The sequence below is a fragment of the Flavobacterium sp. genome, assembly GCF_044368625.1.
Lineage (GTDB): Bacteria > Bacteroidota > Bacteroidia > Flavobacteriales > Flavobacteriaceae > Flavobacterium.
Genome location: NZ_JBIPPD010000039.1, coordinates 1 through 19,571, shown reverse-complemented (window position 1 = coordinate 19,571; position 19,571 = coordinate 1). Strand labels below are relative to the sequence as shown.

Genomic DNA, 19,571 nt, shown 5'->3' with positions numbered 1-19,571 from the left:
GCATAAAAAGTGAGTACTTTGGCAAAAGCACCATACGCGTCATCAACTTTAATAAGTGTGGTGGAAAGAGGTGCTTCTGCAATGAAATTTTTATTCACTATTGTAACAGAAGCTTTTGTTGAATATATAAAATTTACGTATTTCGGGTTGCTTAAAAAAGTGAGTGAACCTGCAGAACCTTCCTCTATTTTGGATAAGGTAGAAACTTCAGCCAAGGGATTTCCCACTACTTCTCCTTCTAAAATGCCTGCGATTTGTTCTGCTGTAAATTTCATTCTGACAAAAATATAAAAAATAGGGTATAAAACTTAGTTTTCCACAAGTAGTTTCGGAAAGCAAATATAGTATTTAGTTACGGGTTTTGTTAAAGCCTTTAAATTTAATTGATCGGAGGCGGTAACTACGTCTTCAATTGTTTTGTCTTTTTTATAAATTCGTATTGGCTCCGAATCGTTACTATACGCTTGATTTTTGATTTTTCCGCGGGTTACAAAATAGCTGGCATCGTGATAGGTCAAGCCGTTTAACTTGATAAATTGGGCAATCAAAACATCCACTTGTTCCTGCGAAAATTTCTCTTCACTGATTTTTACTTTCAATAAATCCCGATTGATAATCATACTGCTCAAATTTTTCAAGACAAAATCATCGTGAAATTGCCACATTTTCAAAGCACTTATAATGTCGTAATCGTCCAAATGTGCAAATAAGTTTAACGTATTTGCATCAAAATCTTCCTTTGAAATTTTGTTTTGCATAAAAAACAAAAGGGACTGACTGCAAGGTAAAACAATCCCTCGTTGGGTCAACTCCTTTGCTCTTTTGAGAACTTTTGTCAAAATTACTTCGGCTACTAAACTGGTTTTATGCAAATAGGCTTGCCAGTACATCAAGCGTCTTGCCATCAAAAATTTCTCAACCGAATAAATTCCTTTTTCTTCAATAACCAAAACATCATCAACCACGTGCATCATCTGAATCAGTCGTTCCGAGTTGATATTCCCTTCGGCAACTCCGGTATAAAAACTGTCGCGCCGCAAATAATCCAATCGATCCATATCGAGCTGACTGGAAACCAATTGCAGCATAAACTTTCGATGGTATTGTTCTTTAAAAATTTCAATAGCTAAAGTAAGTTCGCCTTTAAATTCCTTGTTTAACTCGTTCATAAAAAGTAGCGAAATGGCTTCGTGATTGACATTTTCGACAATACTGTGTTCCATAGCATGTGAAAAAGGGCCGTGACCAATGTCGTGCAACAATATCGCAATATAAAGTGCTTTTTCTTCTTCTTTCGAAATTTCTACACCTTTAAAACGCAACACTTCGACTGCTTTTTGCATAATATGCATACAACCCAAAGCATGGTGAAAACGGGTGTGATGAGCTCCTGGATATACCAAATACGACAATCCCATTTGAGAAATACGCCTCAAACGTTGAAAATAAGGATGTTGTACTAAATCATAAATCAACGTGTTCGGTAAACTGATGAACCCATAAATAGGATCATTAAATATTTTGAGCTTGTTGATTTCTGTTGACATAAATCCTTTTTAGGACTGCAAATATAACTAAATAATTACAAGTTGTGGGGGAGCCATTGACTAGAATACTAAGAGCCTGCCTTAACCAATAAACAACTGATTTGAGAAAAGTGAATGCGGTGCTGACACCAAGTTAATATCAAACTTTAATGATGGTTCAATTCTTGAGCTTGCATTATGAATGCGAAATGAGATTTGCCAACCTTCACTTAATGTAACTAAAATTGTTGTTTTAGAATTGTCTTGATAAACGACCTCGATTAATCTATTTGGCAGCTTTAACCGTTGAATTTTTGCTTTTGGTTTTATATTTTCAAAAGGCAAATTTAAAGTACCGTGTAAATTGTACGCTTGAATTTCTACCTTGTTTTTACCTTTTATTACTTTATAAAAATCTTGATTTCCGATTAAATATTTAATTAAATTTTCGGCCACAATCCCCGGATTTTTATTTTCTAGATGCAATAATTCTTTTTTGAAAGCATCTAAAATAGGAACATAAACAGAAGTATGATAATCACCCAACGTATCCCATTTTTGAGTTGCTTTGCTAGCTGTTCTTAAATTTGCTAAATGATCGAAAACGGGTTTTATTTCTTGGAAATATTCCAAAGAGCAAGGGAAACCTAACCACTTTTTACCAAAATCAATATCGTTTGATAGACGAGAATGCTTTACTGCTCTATGATTATTTTTTGCAGAAATTCCTATTTCCCATTTTTGCATTGAACGAATTGCCAAAACGTCGCGAACGTCACCAGTTTGTCCAGCTTTATCAGCAACAATTTCGAGTTGCAAAATGTCTTGATTACTAATTCCATTTGCCAAACGTGGCTCAATATCAAGTAAAAAATTTACTGCAAAACTTGCAACTAATTTGTAATGACCTTGTTCCTTTTCTTCAAAACTAACAAAACACTTCAAAGCAGTTTTATAAGGTTCGTTTTCTATAACTGAAACAGAAGTAAATGGTTTTAAACGTTCTAAAAATTCGTTTAACAAAGCATATTCAAATGCCTTTCCATTGATTGTTTGGGTTGCAATCTTTACCATTATACAGTTACTCTGTTTACAATTTCATTTAATTTTTCAATCACAACATTTCCGTTGAATTCATTAGAAATTATTTTTGGAGTTGCTTTATTAATTCTCAAATTTTGCAAATCAGCATAAATTTTTTCAGCCAAAACCTTTCCCATTCTCACAGGAACTGCATTGCCAATCATTTTATAACCAGCAACTACACTACTATATTCAAAAGAAAAAGTATCAGGAAACGTTTGAATTCTTGCACATTCTCGAACGCTTAATCGTCGATACAAATGTTCTTGACCTTTCACAAACTCGCGAAGATTTTGCTCAATAAATTTCATTTTTGGAGCCTGCGGATGTAATGGAGCGTGGCGTCCACCCGCTTGAATAGTAAATGAAACTTCATCCCAAGAACGAACTCTATTTCTTGACATAAACATTGAAGAAAATCCGCCAATCATATATTCGTGATTTAATTTTTTGCAATCTGTTCCATTAGTATAATTACCTTCTTTCGCAGGTAATACATTATTTTTTAAATCACTAATTGCTTTTTCAAGTGTAATTTTATTTTCAAGTGTAGTTGCTTTAGGAAAAACAAATTTTAATCCTAAATCTTTACGATAACCAATAAAAAAAACACGTTTCCTGTCTTGGGGGACGCCATAATCTGACACATTCAATAACTGAAAAGACAAATCATAACCAATGTCTGTAAACATTTGTTTGATATTTGCCAATGCTTCTCTATGAGCTGGCAACAACATTCCAGAAACATTTTCAGCCAAGAAAAATTTTGGTTTCTTGTCGGCTAAAATTCGCATAAACTCATAAAAAAGTTGACCTCTTTTATCAGTAATTCCACGTTTTGAGCCCGCTTCCGACCAACTTTGGCAAGGAGGTCCACCTATTATTCCATCACAATCAGGAACTTCACTTGACGGAATATCAACAATACTTCGTCTATCTAAAATTGTGTTTTTATGGTTCTTTTCATAAGTTGCCCAAATTTCTTTATCGTATTCATTTGCCCAAACGACGTCAAATCCAGCCTTTTCAAAACCCAGATCAAGACCACCAGCACCTGCAAAAAATGAAACAACTTTCATGATTTCGAAAATTAAAAATTCAATAACAAACTTAGTAATTTAAAACATCTTGGTCAAATTATAATAGAAAAATTGAAATGTTTTTGTTGGCGATTTTGTGTTGTAATAGGCGAAATGCTTCGTATGAAACATTTTAATAAATTTTAACTTTCTTACATAGAACCAATTTAGTCCTAAAAATCAGACACAACGCAAAGCCACAATATGTTGTGATACCTGTTCCTGCAACACAAAAATGCTTCAAATAGTTCGAATTTTTTTTCGAACTGATAAATATCAGGTTTTAAACGATAAAAAACCCCAATATTTGTTCCTTAAGAAAATAGCGAATATGACTTACGAAAAACAAAAACTCCATACCTTTCACATTCCCGTGATGGGATTGGCCTACACCATTGACAGTCCGATAAAAGTCGCCCATTATGGAATTTCTTCTGTTATCTCTATAGCCGACGATGATTTAATTGAGAAAATGATTGCTTTTTATAGCAGTAAATTTCAGCAACCTTACCACGAAATTACCCAAAAAATGGAGGACTATCGTGCCAAACGCATTACCACTTATTTAAACTTGGTATCCGATATTGTGCAGAAGAAATTCGGAAGTTTTAAGTCAGAATTGTGCGAAAACAAAGCAGTGCTTGAGCAATACATCAACATGCTTCCCTCGCAATCAGATGTTCGAGCAGGATTGCAAAATATTCTTGAAGAAGGCTTTGAATGGAAAAACAAAATTGCCGATTATGTTGAACGTCATTTGACACCTGGGGCTATTGATGTTAATATTATGACCAAATTGGATAAAGAAAATTTTATCAAAAACGAAGCCTTACCGATACAATATAATGACGCACACGCTGCACTTCGCGGCTTTGCCCACAGCAAGTTGAGATCTTCGATTGTACTTTCGGCGGGTATGAATCCGCGATTATTTAGTTATTTCGAAGAATTCTCGGATTTTTTTCCAGATGAAAACAATCAGTTGAGAAAGAAAATTACGCTAAAAGTCAGCGATTTCCGTTCGGCGATGATTCAAGGAAATTTTTTGGCTAAAAAAGGACTGTGGGTTTCCGAATACCGGATCGAATCGGGTTTGAATTGTGGCGGACACGCATTTGCCACCGACGGTATTTTACTCGGTCCGATTTTGGAAGAATTCAAACAGAAAAAAAATGAATTGATTGCGGCCAATTTTGACCTGATGTGCAAAGCCTTGCACCATAAAAACCTTCCTGTTCCTTCGGACGCATTTCCATTGGAAATTACCGTTCAAGGAGGTGTTGGAACCGCTGCCGAACACGATTTTCTACTCGACAATTATACAGTGGATGCTGTAGGTTGGGGTTCGCCCTTTTTATTGGTTCCTGAAGCCACAACTCTCGATGCCGAAACCCGAACACTTTTGGCGAAAGCCGAAGAAAAAGATCTGTATTTGAGTCATATTTCTCCACTTGGCGTTCCGTTTAATACCATTCGAGGAACAACAAATGAGTTTTTTAAACAACAACGAATTGATAAAGACAAAGCGGGAAGTTCGTGTCCCAAAAAGTTTTTGGCTTTGAGCAAAGGCAACGACGGTAAAGGAATTTGTACCGCATCTAAAAAATACCAAGATGTGAAAATAGAAGAATTGGAATCGATAAAAGACGCTCTTTCTGAAAAAATGTACAGCAAACGCAAAAATGCCATTACCGAAAAAGCCTGCTTGTGTGTAGGCTTGGCAAACGCATCTTACCTCGACAACGACATCAAAATCAAAGGGGAAGCCCAAGGAGTAGTGATTTGTCCTGGGCCGAATATGGCGTATTTCAATCAGGAAATTTCGCTAGCCGAAATGGTCAATCATATTTATGGTCGTGCGAATGTAATGCCGTTTACCAATCGTCCGAACTTATTTGTAAAAGAAATTGAATTGTACGTTACGTATTTGAAAAATGAAATGGAGGACGAAAACGATTTTACCAAAGCGACATTAAAAAAATGGAATACATTCAAAACCAATTTACTGTTGGGAATAGACTACTATGAACTGTTATTTTCGAAAGAAAATACGTTTGACAAGCGCGAAATTACCAACGAAAAACTACAATTTTGGAGAACCGAAATTGAAGCGATAGCAATTCCAGAATTGGAAATGGTTTAAAATAAAGAAGTTACTACAATTAAGAGAAGGCAGTTATTTGAATTGTCTTCTCTTTTTTTTTGAAAAAAAACGATTGCACTTAAAATTTCACAATATTTAAAACTTAAAATATAAATTTAATCAACGTCGATTTGTCATCTTTGTAACATATTGTAGTTTGTAGCATTTTTCAAATCCTGTTTCCAAAGTTTGAAACTTTATCCAACAATTATTTAAAACAAATCGCTTGAGAAAGTATTTCTATAAAACGCTTCGCGTATTGGCTTGGATTGTAAGCATGTTGATTGTGCTGATCCTCGTTATTTTTATCACTATTCAATTTCCGGTAGTGCAAAATTTTGCAAAAGACCAAGCGATTGCTTACCTGGAAAATAAAATCAACACCAAAGTTGTAGTCGAAAATTTTGAAATGGGTTTTCCAAAAAAATTCGTTTTAGAAGGTGTTTATTTGGAAAATCAGGCAAGAGACACGCTTTTTTACGGTAAAAAAATTGCAGTAAACCTCAACACTTTCGCACTATTCAACAATAAATTAGATTTCAATGACATCGAAATCGAAGGCGTAGTTGCCCATATTTCTCGCGACAAAAAGGGCGTTTTTAGCTTTGATTACATTGTGGATGCTTTTGCTTCAAAAGAGGTAAAAAAAGACACTGCTGCTCCAATGGAAATTGTATTGAAAGACATCGAATTGCATAAAATTCGAGTGAAATACGAGGATGATTTGACTAAAAATTTTGCAACCGTAAGTCTGAATCATTTTGAAACCGAAGTCACCACTTTTGATTTACAAAACCTTGATTTTAACGTCCCGAAAATTACCGTTGACGGCTTTCGAGCCCAACTAAAACAAGGTGTTGTTGAAAAAGTAGCTCGGGAAGCCGGAATTGCTATAACCGAACAAGCGGAAACGAATATCTTGAAAATTAAGGTTGAAGAAATTAATCTTACCAAAATTTACCTCGATTACACCTCAGAATCGGGAAATATAAAAACCGTTACGGATTTGGCTGGACTCTCCATTCTTTTCAACACGATTGATCTCGAAAAACAAATTGTAGACCTCAAAGAAATCCGATTGAACAACACCCGAAGTTCATTTGCACTGACAAAAAAACAGCCCATTGCGGAAACTGAAACAGACACGATTTCAGATGCAAACAATTGGCAACTGAAATTAAATGTTATAAAAATAGACAGCCTTGATTTTAAATTTGATGATTACAATTCGGTAGCGGTTCAAAAAGGAATCGACTACAAACATTTGGATTTAAAAGGAATAACGCTAGACGCCAACACCCTTTTTTATTCCAGCAAAATGATTTCGGGAACAATAAAAAATTTAGCAATTAGCGACCAAAGTGGTATTCAAATTGACACCTTACGAACCGAATTTTTTTACGGTAATCAAGGTTCGTACTTCAAGAAACTATACCTTAAAACGCCACAAACCGAGATTAAAAACGAAATTATTATCGGTTATGAATCCATCGGAACCATTGGCAACGACCTTGGCGAGCTGGCTTTAAATGCCACACTTGATGGAAGTCAAATTGGTTTTAAAGACGTTTTACTTTTCGCTCCGGATTTGGCCAAAAGCAATCCTTTTAAGTCGAATCCTAACGCGATTTTAAAAATAAACAGCCGCATCTCAGGAAAAGTCAATAATTTTAAAATACCCCATTTAGAACTTTCCGGAATTGGCACTACCAAAATTGTCGCCAGTGGCACCGTTACTGGACTGCCTGATGTGGAAAAAATGAACTTGCTTTTGGACCTTAAAAACTTCGAATCTTCCGCACAAGACTTAAACGATTTGTTACCCTCGGGAACGATTCCGAATACCATTCAGCTCCCAAAAAAATTCAGCGTTAATGGTTCATTTGCGGGAGGGATTTCGAATTTTAAAACCAATTTAAAGTTGAAATCCAGTTCGGGAAATGCAACAATCAAAGCACTTTTTGACCGAAGTCGAAAAAATGCGGAGCGTTACGACGCCGTAGTAAATTTAGATCGATTTGATGTAGGACGACTTTTGCGAAACGATTCCATTGGGAAAATTTCGCTTGACGCCAAAGTAAAAGGCGTTGGCTTGAATCCGAAAACGGCAAATGCAACGGTTTCTGGAAAAGTGCAACAAGCTCAGTTTAATGGGTACAATTATACCAATTTACTCATAGACGGCTCTATGGCATCAGGAAAATTTGACGCAACTGCCTCAATGAACGACCCGAATTTGACGTTTAAATTGGCCACAAGTGGCGGTTTTAAAGACAAATATCCAGCAGTAAAACTGAAAATGAACTTAGATATTGCCGATTTAGACAAACTGAATTTGCACGCTGGACCGCTTAAAATTAAAGGAAATATCGTGGCCGATGTTCCGACAGCCGATTTGGATTTCTTGAACGGAAGTGTGGATTTAACCAACATCAATTTGGCCAACGAGAAAGAACAAATTGTGTTGGACAGCATAAAAATTCGTGCCATTGCCACATCCGAAAAAAACACAATCACGTTGCAATCACAGTTTGCCAATGTCAATGCCGAAGGTCAATTTAAATTAAGTGAAATTGGAACTGCTTTGCAAAATTCAATCGCAAAGTATTTTGATGCCAACACAAATGCCAAGAAAAAAACAACAAGTCCTCAACAATTGGCGTTTCAGATCAACATTAAGGACGATCCGACTTTGCAAAAAATCATTCCTAATTTGACGAGTTTGCAACCCGTAGAAATTATCGGAAAATACAACAGTATCAACGATACCATCGAAATCAAAGGTAAAATACCAAAAATTGTGTACAACGGCAACACGATTTCTGGAGCTGTAATTGACGTGAATACCAAAGGCGATTCCCTCGTTTATAACGTTGTGGTTGACGATATCAGTACAGCAGCTTTTGGCTTGCCTTACACGCAAATTTCAGGAACAGTTGCTAACAATGTCGCTGATTACAAACTGTTATTGCGAGATGCTAAAAACAAAGATCAGTATGCGATTGCAGGAACTTTGGAAGCCAAAGACAACAATAATATCGTCAAATTAAGCACCGAAAATTTCTTATTGAACTACGAGAAATGGACGATTCCCGACAATAATTCGTTGACGTTGAGTGAAAAAGGTTTGCTCATTGATAACTTTATTTTGAGTAACAACGAAAGTTCCATCAAAGTACAATCACAACAAAATGTGGCCAATGCACCTCTAGAAGTAGCACTTGTCGATTTTGATTTGGGTACAATTACCAATATCATCAAAAGAGAAAATCTAGATGCTACGGGAGTTTTGAATGGAAAAATGGTTTTGAAAAATTTGAAAAACAACCCGTTATTTACAGCCGATTTGAATGTAGGAAATTTCACATTTAACAAAGATACCGTTGGAAATGTTGCCATTCGAGTCGACAATAATGTGGCGAATGTGTATGATGCAAAAGTCGCCATTACCGGTCAAGACAACCAATTGGATTTAAACGGAACCTATCGGGCCGACACCAAAAACTTTGATTTACTTTTAGCTATTGAAAAATTGAATATGAAAAGTGTTCAAGGATTTACGATGGGAAATTTAACCCAAAGTGAAGGTTTTTTATCGGGAAAATTCAGCATTAAAGGAACTTCGGAAAATCCCGCAGTGAATGGCGATTTGAACTTTAATGCCATTGGATTTAAGGTGACCCAGTTGAATTCCAAATTTAAAAACATCAACAATCAAATCACCATTAATCAAAACGGGATTAATTTTGACGATTTCGAAATAAGCGATGAAAACGACAATCAATTACTAGTCAAAGGAGCTGTTTTGACTTCTAATTTTCGGGATTACGGATTTGATTTAGACATTGCAGCCGATAATTTTAGAGCAGTAAACTCAGGACCTCAAGACAACGATGTATATTATGGGAAATTATTTTTAGACACCCAATTGTCGGTCCAAGGCGATTTGAACCAACCCGTTGTTGAGGGAACAATTAAAATTAACAAAGACACCGATTTTACGATTGTCTTGCCGCAATCCGATCCGTCGATTGCCGATCGAGAAGGCATTGTAGCATTTATCGACCAAAATAATCCGCCGATGTTGACCAAATTGACATTGAGTGATACGTTAAGTCAGACCAAATTTCGCGGCATTATCGCCTCTGCCAATATTGAAATTGTTGAAGAAGCAGCCATCTCGATTGTAATTGACAAAGGAAACGGAGACTATTTAAAATTAAAAGGCGAAGCCCAATTGACAGGCGGTATCGACGCTTCTGGAAAAACAACTTTGACGGGAAGATACGAATTTACCGAAGGAAGTTATGAAATGACGTTTAATGTAATCAAGCGAAAATTTGACATAAAAAAGGGAAGCTATATCCTTTGGACAGGCGAACCTACAAATGCCGAAGTCAATATAACAGCCGTTTATAAAACCGAAGCCGCACCTATTGATTTAGTAGAAAATCAAATCAACGATTTATTGGATGGCGACCGAAACAGGTATAAGCAAAAAATTCCGTTCGAAACCGAACTGATAATGAAAGGCGAATTGATGAAACCGGAAATCACTTTCGACATCGTTTTGCCCGATGGAAACAACAACGTTTTAACCGATATTGTCAATACAACCAAAGCCAAGCTAGCCGAAATAAGACAACAGCCTTCCGAATTGAACAAGCAAGTTTTTGCCCTACTCCTGCTGAATCGTTTTATTGGTGAAAATCCTTTTTCGAGCGAAGTGGGTGGAGCGGATGCCAGCTCGTTGGCACGGCAAAGTGCCAGTAAAATTTTGTCGCAACAACTCAATAATTTAGCAGGTGATTTAATTGGAGGTGTCGAATTAAATTTTGACCTCAACTCAACAGAAGATTACACCACAGGCCAAAAAGAAAACAGAACCGATTTGAATGTCGGGATTTCCAAGCAATTACTAAACGACCGGTTGAAAGTAACCGTAGGAAGTAGTTTTGGATTAGAAGGACCTCAACAAGCCAATCAAGAAACCAACCGAATTGCCGGCGATGTATCGCTGGATTATCAACTCTCAAAAGACGGACGTTACCGCGTTCGAGCGTACCGCAAAAACGATTATCAAGTAGCCTTGCAAGGCCAAGTGGTAGAAACGGGTGTGGCGTTCACCATTACATTTGATTACGATCACTTTAGGGAATTATTTCAAAAATCTGTTGCAGAAAAAGAAGCACGATCGAAAGCAAAAGAACAAGAGAAAAAAGAGAAAGAAAAAGAAAAACAGCAAGAAAAAGATGCTAGTGAAAATGCCAAAAAGACCGACAATGAAGACTAAAAACCTGTTCTGTTCAACCCTAGTTCTATTTGTACTGGTTTCTTGCAATACGATGAAGTACGTGCCTGAAGGCGATCTTTTGTATACCGGTGGAAGTGTAAAAGTCGAAGATTCACTGGTTTCTAAAAAAGACCGAAAAGCCTTGCGAAAAGAATTGGAAGTATTGTTACGACCCAAACCCAATCAAAGCTTTTTAGGTTTGCGTCCCAAACTGTTTTTTTATAATTTGGTTAGCGAACCCAAAAAAGAGAAGGGATTCAAACATTGGATAAAATATAAATTAGGCGAGGCACCCGTTTTATTCAGTAAAGTAGATTTGGATTACAACGCTGATGTTTTGAGAAATTACAGCGAAAACAATGGTTATTTTAAAACAAGAGTAACTTCAGACAGCACCCGAAACGGAAAAAAAGTCACGGCCGAATACACCGTCGAACCAAAAAATCAGTACAAAATTAAATCCGTTACTTACCCGACTGATTCATCTGATATTGCCAAAGAACTCCGACGTTTAAGTAGAAAATCGTTATTGAAAAAAAACGCGCCTTACAACCTGGAACGAATAAAATTAGAACGCCAACGAATAGACACCCGTTTGAAAGAAAAAGGCTATTACTACTTCTCAGAAGATGCGATTTTAGTGCAAGTGGACAGTACGGTTGGTAAATTTGAAGTCGAATTGATTGTAAAAATAAAAGAAGAAACTGAAAATCGAGCCACCGAACAATTTCGCATCAACAACATTATTGTTTATCCCAATTATTCGCTGAAAGACAGTATTTTAGGCAAAAATACGGCAGCTATTCAACATAAAGACTTCACCATTATTGACCCCGAAAATATTTTTGACCCACGTATTTTTGACCGCACTTTATATTTCAAAAAAAACGATTTATACAACCGAACCAACCACAATTTATCATTGAATCGACTGGTAAATTTAGGCACTTTCAAATTTGTAAAAAATTCGTTTGTGGCAGCCGATACCACCGGAAATTATTTGGACGCTTATTATTATTTGACACCGCTTCCTAAAAAATCCATTCGGTTGGAAGTACTCGGAAAAACCAATTCTGCCAACTATACCGGTACCGAATTAAATGCAAATTGGAGCAACCGAAATACGTTTAAAGGAGCAGAATTACTAATTGTTTCTGTTTTTGGAGGATTGGAATTCCAAGTATCGGGACAAAACAATGGTTTTAACGTGTACCGAGTGGGAGGCGAAACCAGCCTCATTTGGCCCCGATTTATTGCTCCATTTTCACTCAAATCAGGAAGCGGATTTGTGCCAAAAACCAAAGCTTTATTGAGTTACGAGTTTCAACAGCGTGATAAATTGTATTCCTTAAACACGTTCAAAGGTGCATTTGGTTACATTTGGAAAGAAAATATTAAAAAAGAGCACGAATTAAAAGTAACCGAAATTACCTATGTGAGTCCGACGAATATTACTGAATTGTATCAAAATCAGATTAAAGAGACTAAAGCACTTGGAACTGTTGTAGAAAAACAGTTGATTTTTGGGCCAACGTATTCCTACACCTATACCAACACGATGGAAAAACGCAAAAAAAACACGATGTACTTTCGAGGAGATGTGGATGTAGCGGGAACTTTGGCTGGATTACTCACGAGTGCTGATGCCAAAACAAAAGATCCCAAAGAATTTCTGAATGTCCCTTTTAGTCAATTTGTGAAACTTCAAGCCGATTTTCGCTATTACCATAAATTGAGCCGAAACTCTGAAATTGCCAGTCGAGTGATTGCCGGGGGAGCTTTTGCTTATGGAAATTCGACTACGATTCCGTTTATCAAACAATTTTTTAACGGCGGTACCAACAGTATTCGGGCATTTCGAGCACGTTCGCTTGGTCCTGGTTCCAATGCACCACAAACCACGGGCGGATTTCTTCCCGACCAATCGGGCGATGTAAAACTGGAATTCAGCACCGAATACCGTGCAAAATTGTACAGCGTAGTTAACGGAGCGGTTTTTTTAGATGCAGGAAACATTTGGAATTTGAATGCCAAAGATGAAAACGGAAATGCGATTCCTGAGCGAAATTTTTCAAAGAAATTCTATGAAGAAATTGCCGTTGGAGCGGGCGTGGGTTTGCGATTCGATTTTTCGTTTTTGATATTGCGAACGGATTTTGCCGTACCTTTGCGACTGCCTTACGGTCCCGTTTCCGAGAGATGGCAATTGGATAACATCAACTTGAAAGCGGGTGTGTTTAATTTGGCTATTGGCTATCCGTTCTAAAATAAAACAATGAAAGTTTACAATAAAAACAACTTCCACAAACATACCTTTTGCATTTTCAACGAAGTTCCTTTTTCTGAAATAGCCGAATTAGAGACTCATTTTGTAAGCAAGTCTGGGAGTTCGTATTATTTTACAGAGAAAGGCGTTTATCGAAAATCCAACCATTGGGGTCGAGCAGCCAATTGCAAATGGCGCTTGCAAACATTCTTTGAAAATTCTTCACGTAAAAAAATTGGTTATGCAGAATGGTCGCATTTTTACGCCATTAACGAAACAGAAAAGTTGTATTATATCGCAGTTAATTTTGAAAAAAAAACCGTGCAATACTACCATAAATGTTGTTCCGGAGAAACAAATTTATTTTTGAGAAATGCCTCCGCAACAACAAAAAGAGTCAAAGAAATTCGCGCTCTTTTTGACAACGACAAGAAACTACGTTTTTGGGATAATGCTTACGATCTCGAGCAATTGCTCAAAATAGTTATTGACACACTCGTGACCACCGACTTGACACTTTTGCAAATAAAACTGAACCTGCAAAAGTAAAGGTTTACATAAAATAGAAAACAGTAAAAACTAAATAACCAAAAAGAAAAACCATTGAGGTAACCGTTCTGTTCTGCTCAAACTGCTTGTAAGTGTTTAGGTAAAACTTGCGTACTTTTTTTTCCATCTTCGTTTCTTATTTAATTTGCTGCTACAAAAGTAGACCCTAAGTCCTTTATTAAAGTTATCGCAATCTTATCAATACATTATAAAATTTGCATTCCTTGATAATACGCCTAGAGCTTGAGTTTCAAAATTCAGTAAGAGTAACACGTATTTTAAATATATTAGCTAACTTTACGCTGTCAACTTATTAAAGTTATGAAAATCATCAAATATATATTCCTGTTAGTACTTTTAGCACTTGTAGGTCTCACAGTTTATATTGCTACGCAAAATGGAGCTTACACCATCAAACGTTCTACCTTTATAAATGTTCCCAAAGAAGTAGTTTTTAATTATGTAAATGATTACAGAAATTGGGATCAATGGTTTGATTTGGAAGCTGATGGGTCAGAAGTTAGCTACAATTTTCCTGAAAACACGATTGGAAAAGGGGGTTCTTTTTCTTGGAAAAAAGGAAATGACGAGGGTCGAATTGTATCCGTTTCTGTAGCCGAAAATGACAGTATTTCTCAAAAAATTACATTTGCTGGAATCGCATCGCAATCAGTTTTGACTTTAAAAGATTCTATCGGAGGAACTCAATTAAATTGGAGAGTACAGGGAGCTGCTGATTTTTCGACAAAAATAAAAGCCGTTTTTAAGGGAGGCGTTGAGAAATTTGTTGCCCAAATGTTTCAAAACAGTTTGAACAATGTGAACGCGATAATTACCAAAGAAATCAGAAATTTTAGTATAGAAGTCATAGGCGAGGTAAAAATCGACAGCGTGTATTATGTCAGGCAAACAGCCACAGTAAAAGTGCGTGATTTGAATTCGAAAATTACACCGATGTTGCAAAAAATGGAAAAGTTTTTTAAAAACGGAAACATAAAAATGAACGGAAAGCCCTTTGTTATTTATGAAAATAGCAATACTGCCAATGGTACCCTTACATTTTCGGTCTGTGGACCGTTGAAAGAAGAAATTTTTGTTTCCAATCCGAGTGATGTGACTATTGCCAAATTACAACCGTTTACCGCTTTGAAAACCGTTTTAAAAGGCGATTATTCTCATAGAAATAAGGCCGTTAAAAAAGCATTAGACTATATTGCTGAAAAAAGCATTCAAACCAACACCGCTTTAAAATACATGGATATTTATTCCATCAATGCTGCCGACGAAAAAAGTCCGTCGAAATGGGTAACGGAAGTTTTAATTCCTATCCAGCCAAAAGCAATTCCCGCACCCGTTTACGTTACTCCGCCAACAATTCCTGCTGCAGAATTGATTACAGAATAAACATTGGTAAAAAAAAATTTAAAATAAGCCTGCTTGTTAAGAATCCCTGAAAGTAGCCTTCACATTAGTGGTTTTTATTACATTTGTGATTATATCAAAAAATTTAAAAATGAATAAAAATCTCATTGCCTTTGTAAGCTTCTTTTTCGTTATGGCTACTTTTGGGCAAACCAAAAAACTAACCTTAGAAGAAAGTGTATTGCAACAATACCGAGCCTTTCGTCCCGATCAAGTCCTTGGTTTTCAATGGCTACCGGAAACCACACAATTTGTGTATTTTGAAGAATTGGGTCGAAAATTGATGATTGCCAATCCAAAAAACACCAAAGGAACCGAATTGGTTTCGCTTTCCGAAGTCAATACTGCATTAAAGTCCGACTTTAGAAGTTTTTGGGGAGTGGAATTGAGAGACCGTTCGACTTTTGTGTTAACCGATGGTTCGAGCTATTACGACTACAATTTTACAACCAAGAAAGGAAATTTATTTGCCACAACACCCGAAGGCGCTGCAAATCAAACGATGAATAGCTCCAAAGATAGGGTTGCTTTTACTGAAAGTAACAACCTTTATTTTATAGACAAAAACAATTCGAAAGTAGCAGTTACTGCCGAAACGAATTCAGGAATTGTATCAGGACAAACCTATGCCCGAAGTGAATTTGGAATTACCGGAGGTATTTTTTGGTCGCCTCAATCAAGCTATTTGGCTTTTTATCAAAAAGACGAAACCGAAGTGGCCGATTATCCTCTTTTAGACATAAACCAAACGCCGGGAAAGCTGGTCAATATCAAATATCCAATGATTGGTCAGAAAAGCGAAAAACCACGAGTGGGGATTTACAATTTGGCTTCAAAGCAAACGGTTTTCATCACACCCAGAGGAGCCGTTGACGCTTATTTAACCAATTTGTCTTGGACGCCCGACGAAAAATTTGTGTTGATTGCCGAAGTAAATCGGGAACAGAATAATATGTCTTTGAATTTGTACAATGCTCAAACAGGTGCATTTGTTCGAACCTTACTCAACGAGAAAAACGACCGATGGGTGGAACCCGAACATCCTGCTTTTTTTCCGAGCAAAACCAGCAACAATTTTGTATGGTTTAGCGAAAAAGACGGTTTTCAAAACCTGTACTTCTACTCTATCGAAGGAAAATTAATCAAGCAACTCACAGCTAATAAATTTGTAACACAATCTATTTTAGGAAGTAATACAGCAGGAACTGAAATTTATTTTAAAGCCACAGGACCGAACGGAATGAACAGCTTGGCCTACAAAGTAGATTTAAAGGGCAAACAAACTTTGCTCACCAAAACCGATGGAACCCATACGGTTGCTGTAAATCATGATGGAAGTTATTTTTTTGATGAATATTCCAACCACAACACTCCATCAAAATCAGTATTGGTCGACTCCAAATTAAATGAAACCGTTTGGGTAGAAAGCACAAATAAATACAAGGATTATCAGATGGGAACGTCTGAAATCAAAACCATTAAAGCTGCCGATGGAACTACGGATTTGGTAACGCGACTGATTAAACCTTCTAATTTTGATGCTACCAAAAAATACCCGGTTTTGGTGTATGTTTATGGTGGACCACATGCCCAATTAATTACGAATTCGTATTTGGATGGCGCCAGTTTGTGGATGTATTGGATGGCCGAACAAGGTTATTTGGTTTTTACTGTAGACAATCGCGGATCTGATAACCGTGGATTTGCATTTGAAAGTATCATTCACGGACGTTTAGGCGTTAATGAAATGGACGACCAAATGAAAGGTGTGGATTATTTAAAAACCTTACCTTATGTAGATGCAAGTCGACTGGCTGTTCACGGCTGGAGTTACGGCGGATTCATGACTACATCCTTGATGTTGCGACAACCCGGTACTTTTACCACCGGAATTGCAGGAGGTCCCGTAACCGACTGGAAGTATTATGAAGCAATGTATGGCGAACGTTATATGGATACACCGGCTGAAAACCAAAAGGGTTTTGACGAAGCCAATACATTGAATTATGTAAAAAATTTAAAAGGAAAACTACTCCTGATTCACGGAACTTCTGATGATGTTGTGGTAATGCAACACAATTTGGCTTTAGTGAAAAAGTTTATAGAAGCAGAAAAGCAAGTGGATTTTTTCCCGTATCCGATGCACCAACACAATGTAAGCGGGAAAGACCGTGTTCATTTGATGCGAAAAGTGTTGGATTATGTGCTTGAGAATAACAAATAAAGAGGAATTACTATAAATAAAAAGTCCTAAATAATCTGCAACGATTATTTAGGACTTTTACTTTTTTACTTAAGCATCAGTTCTTTGATGTGTTTTACGGGAGCGCTTCCGTAGCTCAAGAATTTTTCATGAAATTGTTTCAAATTGAATTGACTTCCTTGCTTCTTTTTTAGCGCTTCGCGTAACGCACAAATCTCGATATAGCCTGTAAAATAGGAACACAATTGCACTTGCGACAGTGTTGCCCGTTTCCACTTACCTTCGGCTTCGGCGTTTTGCTGAAAAGCTTCTTTGGTAAGCAACGAGAGTGCTTGGTCTTTGGTCATGTTTCGAGTGTGAACACTGTTGTCCAAAATGGTATTGCAAACCGTTCTCAAATTCCATTTGTAGTACATCAACCACATTTCATCCGAATTTTTGTAGCCACTTTCCAGCATCATTTTTTCGGTATATACCGCCCAACCTTCAATCATTGCTCCGTTTCCTAAAATCGATTTGATGATACTTGGCGATTGATTGGCATACACCAATTGGGTGTAATGTCCCGGAATTGCTTCGTGGATGTTTAATATTTGTAAAATATAATCGTTGTATTCCCGCAAATAACTTTCCGAATCTTCTTTTGACCAACCTGATAAACTTCCTACATTATAATAAGTATTGGCATTTTTATCATACGGTCCAGGTGCCGATATAGAAGCTCCAGCCACTCCAGCCATATAATCCGGTTCTTTTCGAACCACCAAGGGTTTAGAGGGATCGATGTACAGCAAATCTTTCTCTTTTACAAAAGCTACTAATTCGGGAATTTGCTTTTCAATTTCCGACTGAAACTTATCGGGTGTCGTATGTTGGAGCGAAATTTTATCAATTACTTGTCTAATTAAATCTAATTTGTCGATTGGTTTTGGACTTTGAGCGAAATATTTGTTCCATAATTTATCCGCTAGAGTAAACATTTTTCTGTGCAAAATTTCTTTTTCAGAAATAGCCTTTTGATACACTTCGTCGGCAGAAAAACCTGATTGAAGGTCTAGATCAAACTTTTTAGCATACAATTCTTTTCCCAATCGAAAAGAACGCGGCGATTTGTTGGGCATTTTCTTCAAAAAATCGACATAATTTTCAATAGTTTTAATGGAAAGAGCTGCTCGTTCCAAGATCGCTTGCTTCTTTTCGGTCGACCAATTGCAGTTGGAAAGCGCCACATTCAATTCGTCTTTAAAAACAGATAATCCACCTAAATTTTGGGCAATAGCCAATTGAGTATGTTCAATTGTTGGATTTTTTAAGTTTCGTTTGGCAGCCTCATAATAAGCGGGAATATTGTTCATTTTTACATCAAAATCGCGCAATCTGTTTTCGAGCGAATCGTAATTTCCATTAATTATTTCTGCAAAAACGCCACACACATTATATTGAGCTGGATTCCACGTTCCCGACTTCAGTTCGTTTATCGAAAATAAAAAGCTGTTCATCAAATTTTGCATCATTTGAAGATCCGTTTTATTAGTATCCGAAAGTTGATTTAAGGGATAATTTTGAAGTGAATCCAATTGATTTTCTGCAAATTCGATTTGAACACGGTCATTTTCAGCAGTAGGAATCAGCAGAATACTGTCGTACTTATGATAACCTTGACTGGAAGCCCACTCGGGATTTAGCTTCCACAATTCTTCTACAAACTGTGCTTTGTATCGGTCAAACTTGGCATTTAAATCAGTTGCTTCGGTGCGTTTCTGTTTGTTACTGCAAGAAAAAATTAGCAGGCTGAGCGAAAAATAAAAAATAACTTTTTTCATCGTTTTTAACTTTTTTGGAAAGCTAAAGATAGTGAAAGTGCGTTTAAAATAATTATTTTTGAAAATCCTAAAATGAAATATGCATATCCGTTTTTAATCATACTCCTGTAATACTTGCTATCACTAGTCTATCGAAGATTTTCTCACCAAAATATCTGCGATTTAGCTTATAAACAAACTCGTT

At 36.7% G+C, this 19,571-nt stretch carries 11 protein-coding genes; 6 read left to right on the top strand and 5 right to left on the bottom strand.

The window, feature by feature from the left end:
• The 4 genes from ACIQ2X_RS05015 to ACIQ2X_RS05000 all read right to left on the bottom strand — a co-directional run.
• A partial coding sequence (locus tag ACIQ2X_RS05015) for an LpxD N-terminal domain-containing protein (protein WP_396177813.1) occupies positions 1-275 on the bottom strand: 275 nt, incomplete at its 3' end.
• Between the two features lie 33 nt (positions 276-308).
• Positions 309-1,547: an HD domain-containing protein gene (locus ACIQ2X_RS05010; RefSeq protein ID WP_396177812.1), complete on the bottom strand. Its 1,239-nt coding sequence runs from the start codon at positions 1,545-1,547 to the stop codon at positions 309-311.
• Between the two features lie 81 nt (positions 1,548-1,628).
• A complete protein-coding gene (locus tag ACIQ2X_RS05005; protein WP_396177810.1) occupies positions 1,629-2,600 on the bottom strand; it encodes a HaeIII family restriction endonuclease in 972 nt (323 codons plus the stop codon).
• Positions 2,600-3,688 (bottom strand): DNA cytosine methyltransferase, encoded by a 1,089-nt coding sequence (locus ACIQ2X_RS05000; protein ID WP_396177809.1) that lies wholly within the window; start codon positions 3,686-3,688, stop codon positions 2,600-2,602. The genes ACIQ2X_RS05005 and ACIQ2X_RS05000 overlap by 1 nt, the downstream gene beginning before the upstream one ends.
• A gap of 331 nt (positions 3,689-4,019) precedes the next feature.
• On the opposite strand from ACIQ2X_RS05000, the gene ACIQ2X_RS04995 reads away from it, so the two are divergent.
• From ACIQ2X_RS04995 to ACIQ2X_RS04970, 6 genes are all read left to right on the top strand, one after another.
• Positions 4,020-5,831 (top strand): hypothetical protein, encoded by a 1,812-nt coding sequence (locus ACIQ2X_RS04995; RefSeq protein WP_396177807.1) that lies wholly within the window; start codon positions 4,020-4,022, stop codon positions 5,829-5,831.
• Positions 5,832-6,057: 226 nt separating this feature from the next.
• Positions 6,058-11,124, top strand: a complete 5,067-nt coding sequence (locus tag ACIQ2X_RS04990; protein WP_396177805.1) for a translocation/assembly module TamB domain-containing protein — start codon at positions 6,058-6,060, stop codon at positions 11,122-11,124.
• Positions 11,114-13,390, top strand: coding sequence for a BamA/TamA family outer membrane protein (locus ACIQ2X_RS04985; protein ID WP_396177804.1), 2,277 nt, complete (start codon positions 11,114-11,116; stop codon positions 13,388-13,390). Before ACIQ2X_RS04990 ends, ACIQ2X_RS04985 begins: the two co-directional genes overlap by 11 nt.
• A gap of 9 nt (positions 13,391-13,399) precedes the next feature.
• Positions 13,400-13,939, top strand: coding sequence for a hypothetical protein (locus tag ACIQ2X_RS04980; protein ID WP_396177802.1), 540 nt, complete (start codon positions 13,400-13,402; stop codon positions 13,937-13,939).
• A 321-nt stretch (positions 13,940-14,260) separates the two neighbouring features.
• Positions 14,261-15,343: an SRPBCC family protein gene (locus tag ACIQ2X_RS04975; protein ID WP_396177801.1), complete on the top strand. Its 1,083-nt coding sequence runs from the start codon at positions 14,261-14,263 to the stop codon at positions 15,341-15,343.
• Positions 15,344-15,452: 109 nt separating this feature from the next.
• A complete protein-coding gene (locus ACIQ2X_RS04970; RefSeq protein ID WP_396177800.1) occupies positions 15,453-17,585 on the top strand; it encodes a DPP IV N-terminal domain-containing protein in 2,133 nt (710 codons plus the stop codon).
• 65 nt (positions 17,586-17,650) lie between these two features.
• Here the strand turns inward: ACIQ2X_RS04970 and ACIQ2X_RS04965 are convergent, their stop codons facing one another.
• The gene (locus tag ACIQ2X_RS04965) at positions 17,651-19,387 is read right to left on the bottom strand and encodes a DUF885 domain-containing protein (RefSeq protein ID WP_396177798.1); all 1,737 of its coding nucleotides are present in this window, start codon (positions 19,385-19,387) and stop codon (positions 17,651-17,653) included.
• Positions 19,388-19,571 lie beyond the last annotated feature (184 nt).

What these genes read in the sequence shown, in the direction of transcription:
- ACIQ2X_RS04985 (WP_396177804.1), top strand. Translation starts at nt 11,114, where the DNA reads ATGAAGACTAAAAACCTGTTCTGTTCAACCCTAGTTCTATTTGTACTG.
- ACIQ2X_RS04980 (WP_396177802.1), top strand. Translation starts at nt 13,400, where the DNA reads ATGAAAGTTTACAATAAAAACAACTTCCACAAACATACCTTTTGCATT.
- ACIQ2X_RS04995 (WP_396177807.1), top strand. Translation starts at nt 4,020, where the DNA reads ATGACTTACGAAAAACAAAAACTCCATACCTTTCACATTCCCGTGATG.
- ACIQ2X_RS05010 (WP_396177812.1), bottom strand. Translation starts at nt 1,547, where the DNA reads ATGTCAACAGAAATCAACAAGCTCAAAATATTTAATGATCCTATTTAT.
- ACIQ2X_RS05000 (WP_396177809.1), bottom strand. Translation starts at nt 3,688, where the DNA reads ATGAAAGTTGTTTCATTTTTTGCAGGTGCTGGTGGTCTTGATCTGGGT.
- ACIQ2X_RS04970 (WP_396177800.1), top strand. Translation starts at nt 15,453, where the DNA reads ATGAATAAAAATCTCATTGCCTTTGTAAGCTTCTTTTTCGTTATGGCT.
- ACIQ2X_RS05005 (WP_396177810.1), bottom strand. Translation starts at nt 2,600, where the DNA reads ATGGTAAAGATTGCAACCCAAACAATCAATGGAAAGGCATTTGAATAT.
- ACIQ2X_RS04975 (WP_396177801.1), top strand. Translation starts at nt 14,261, where the DNA reads ATGAAAATCATCAAATATATATTCCTGTTAGTACTTTTAGCACTTGTA.
- ACIQ2X_RS04965 (WP_396177798.1), bottom strand. Translation starts at nt 19,387, where the DNA reads ATGAAAAAAGTTATTTTTTATTTTTCGCTCAGCCTGCTAATTTTTTCT.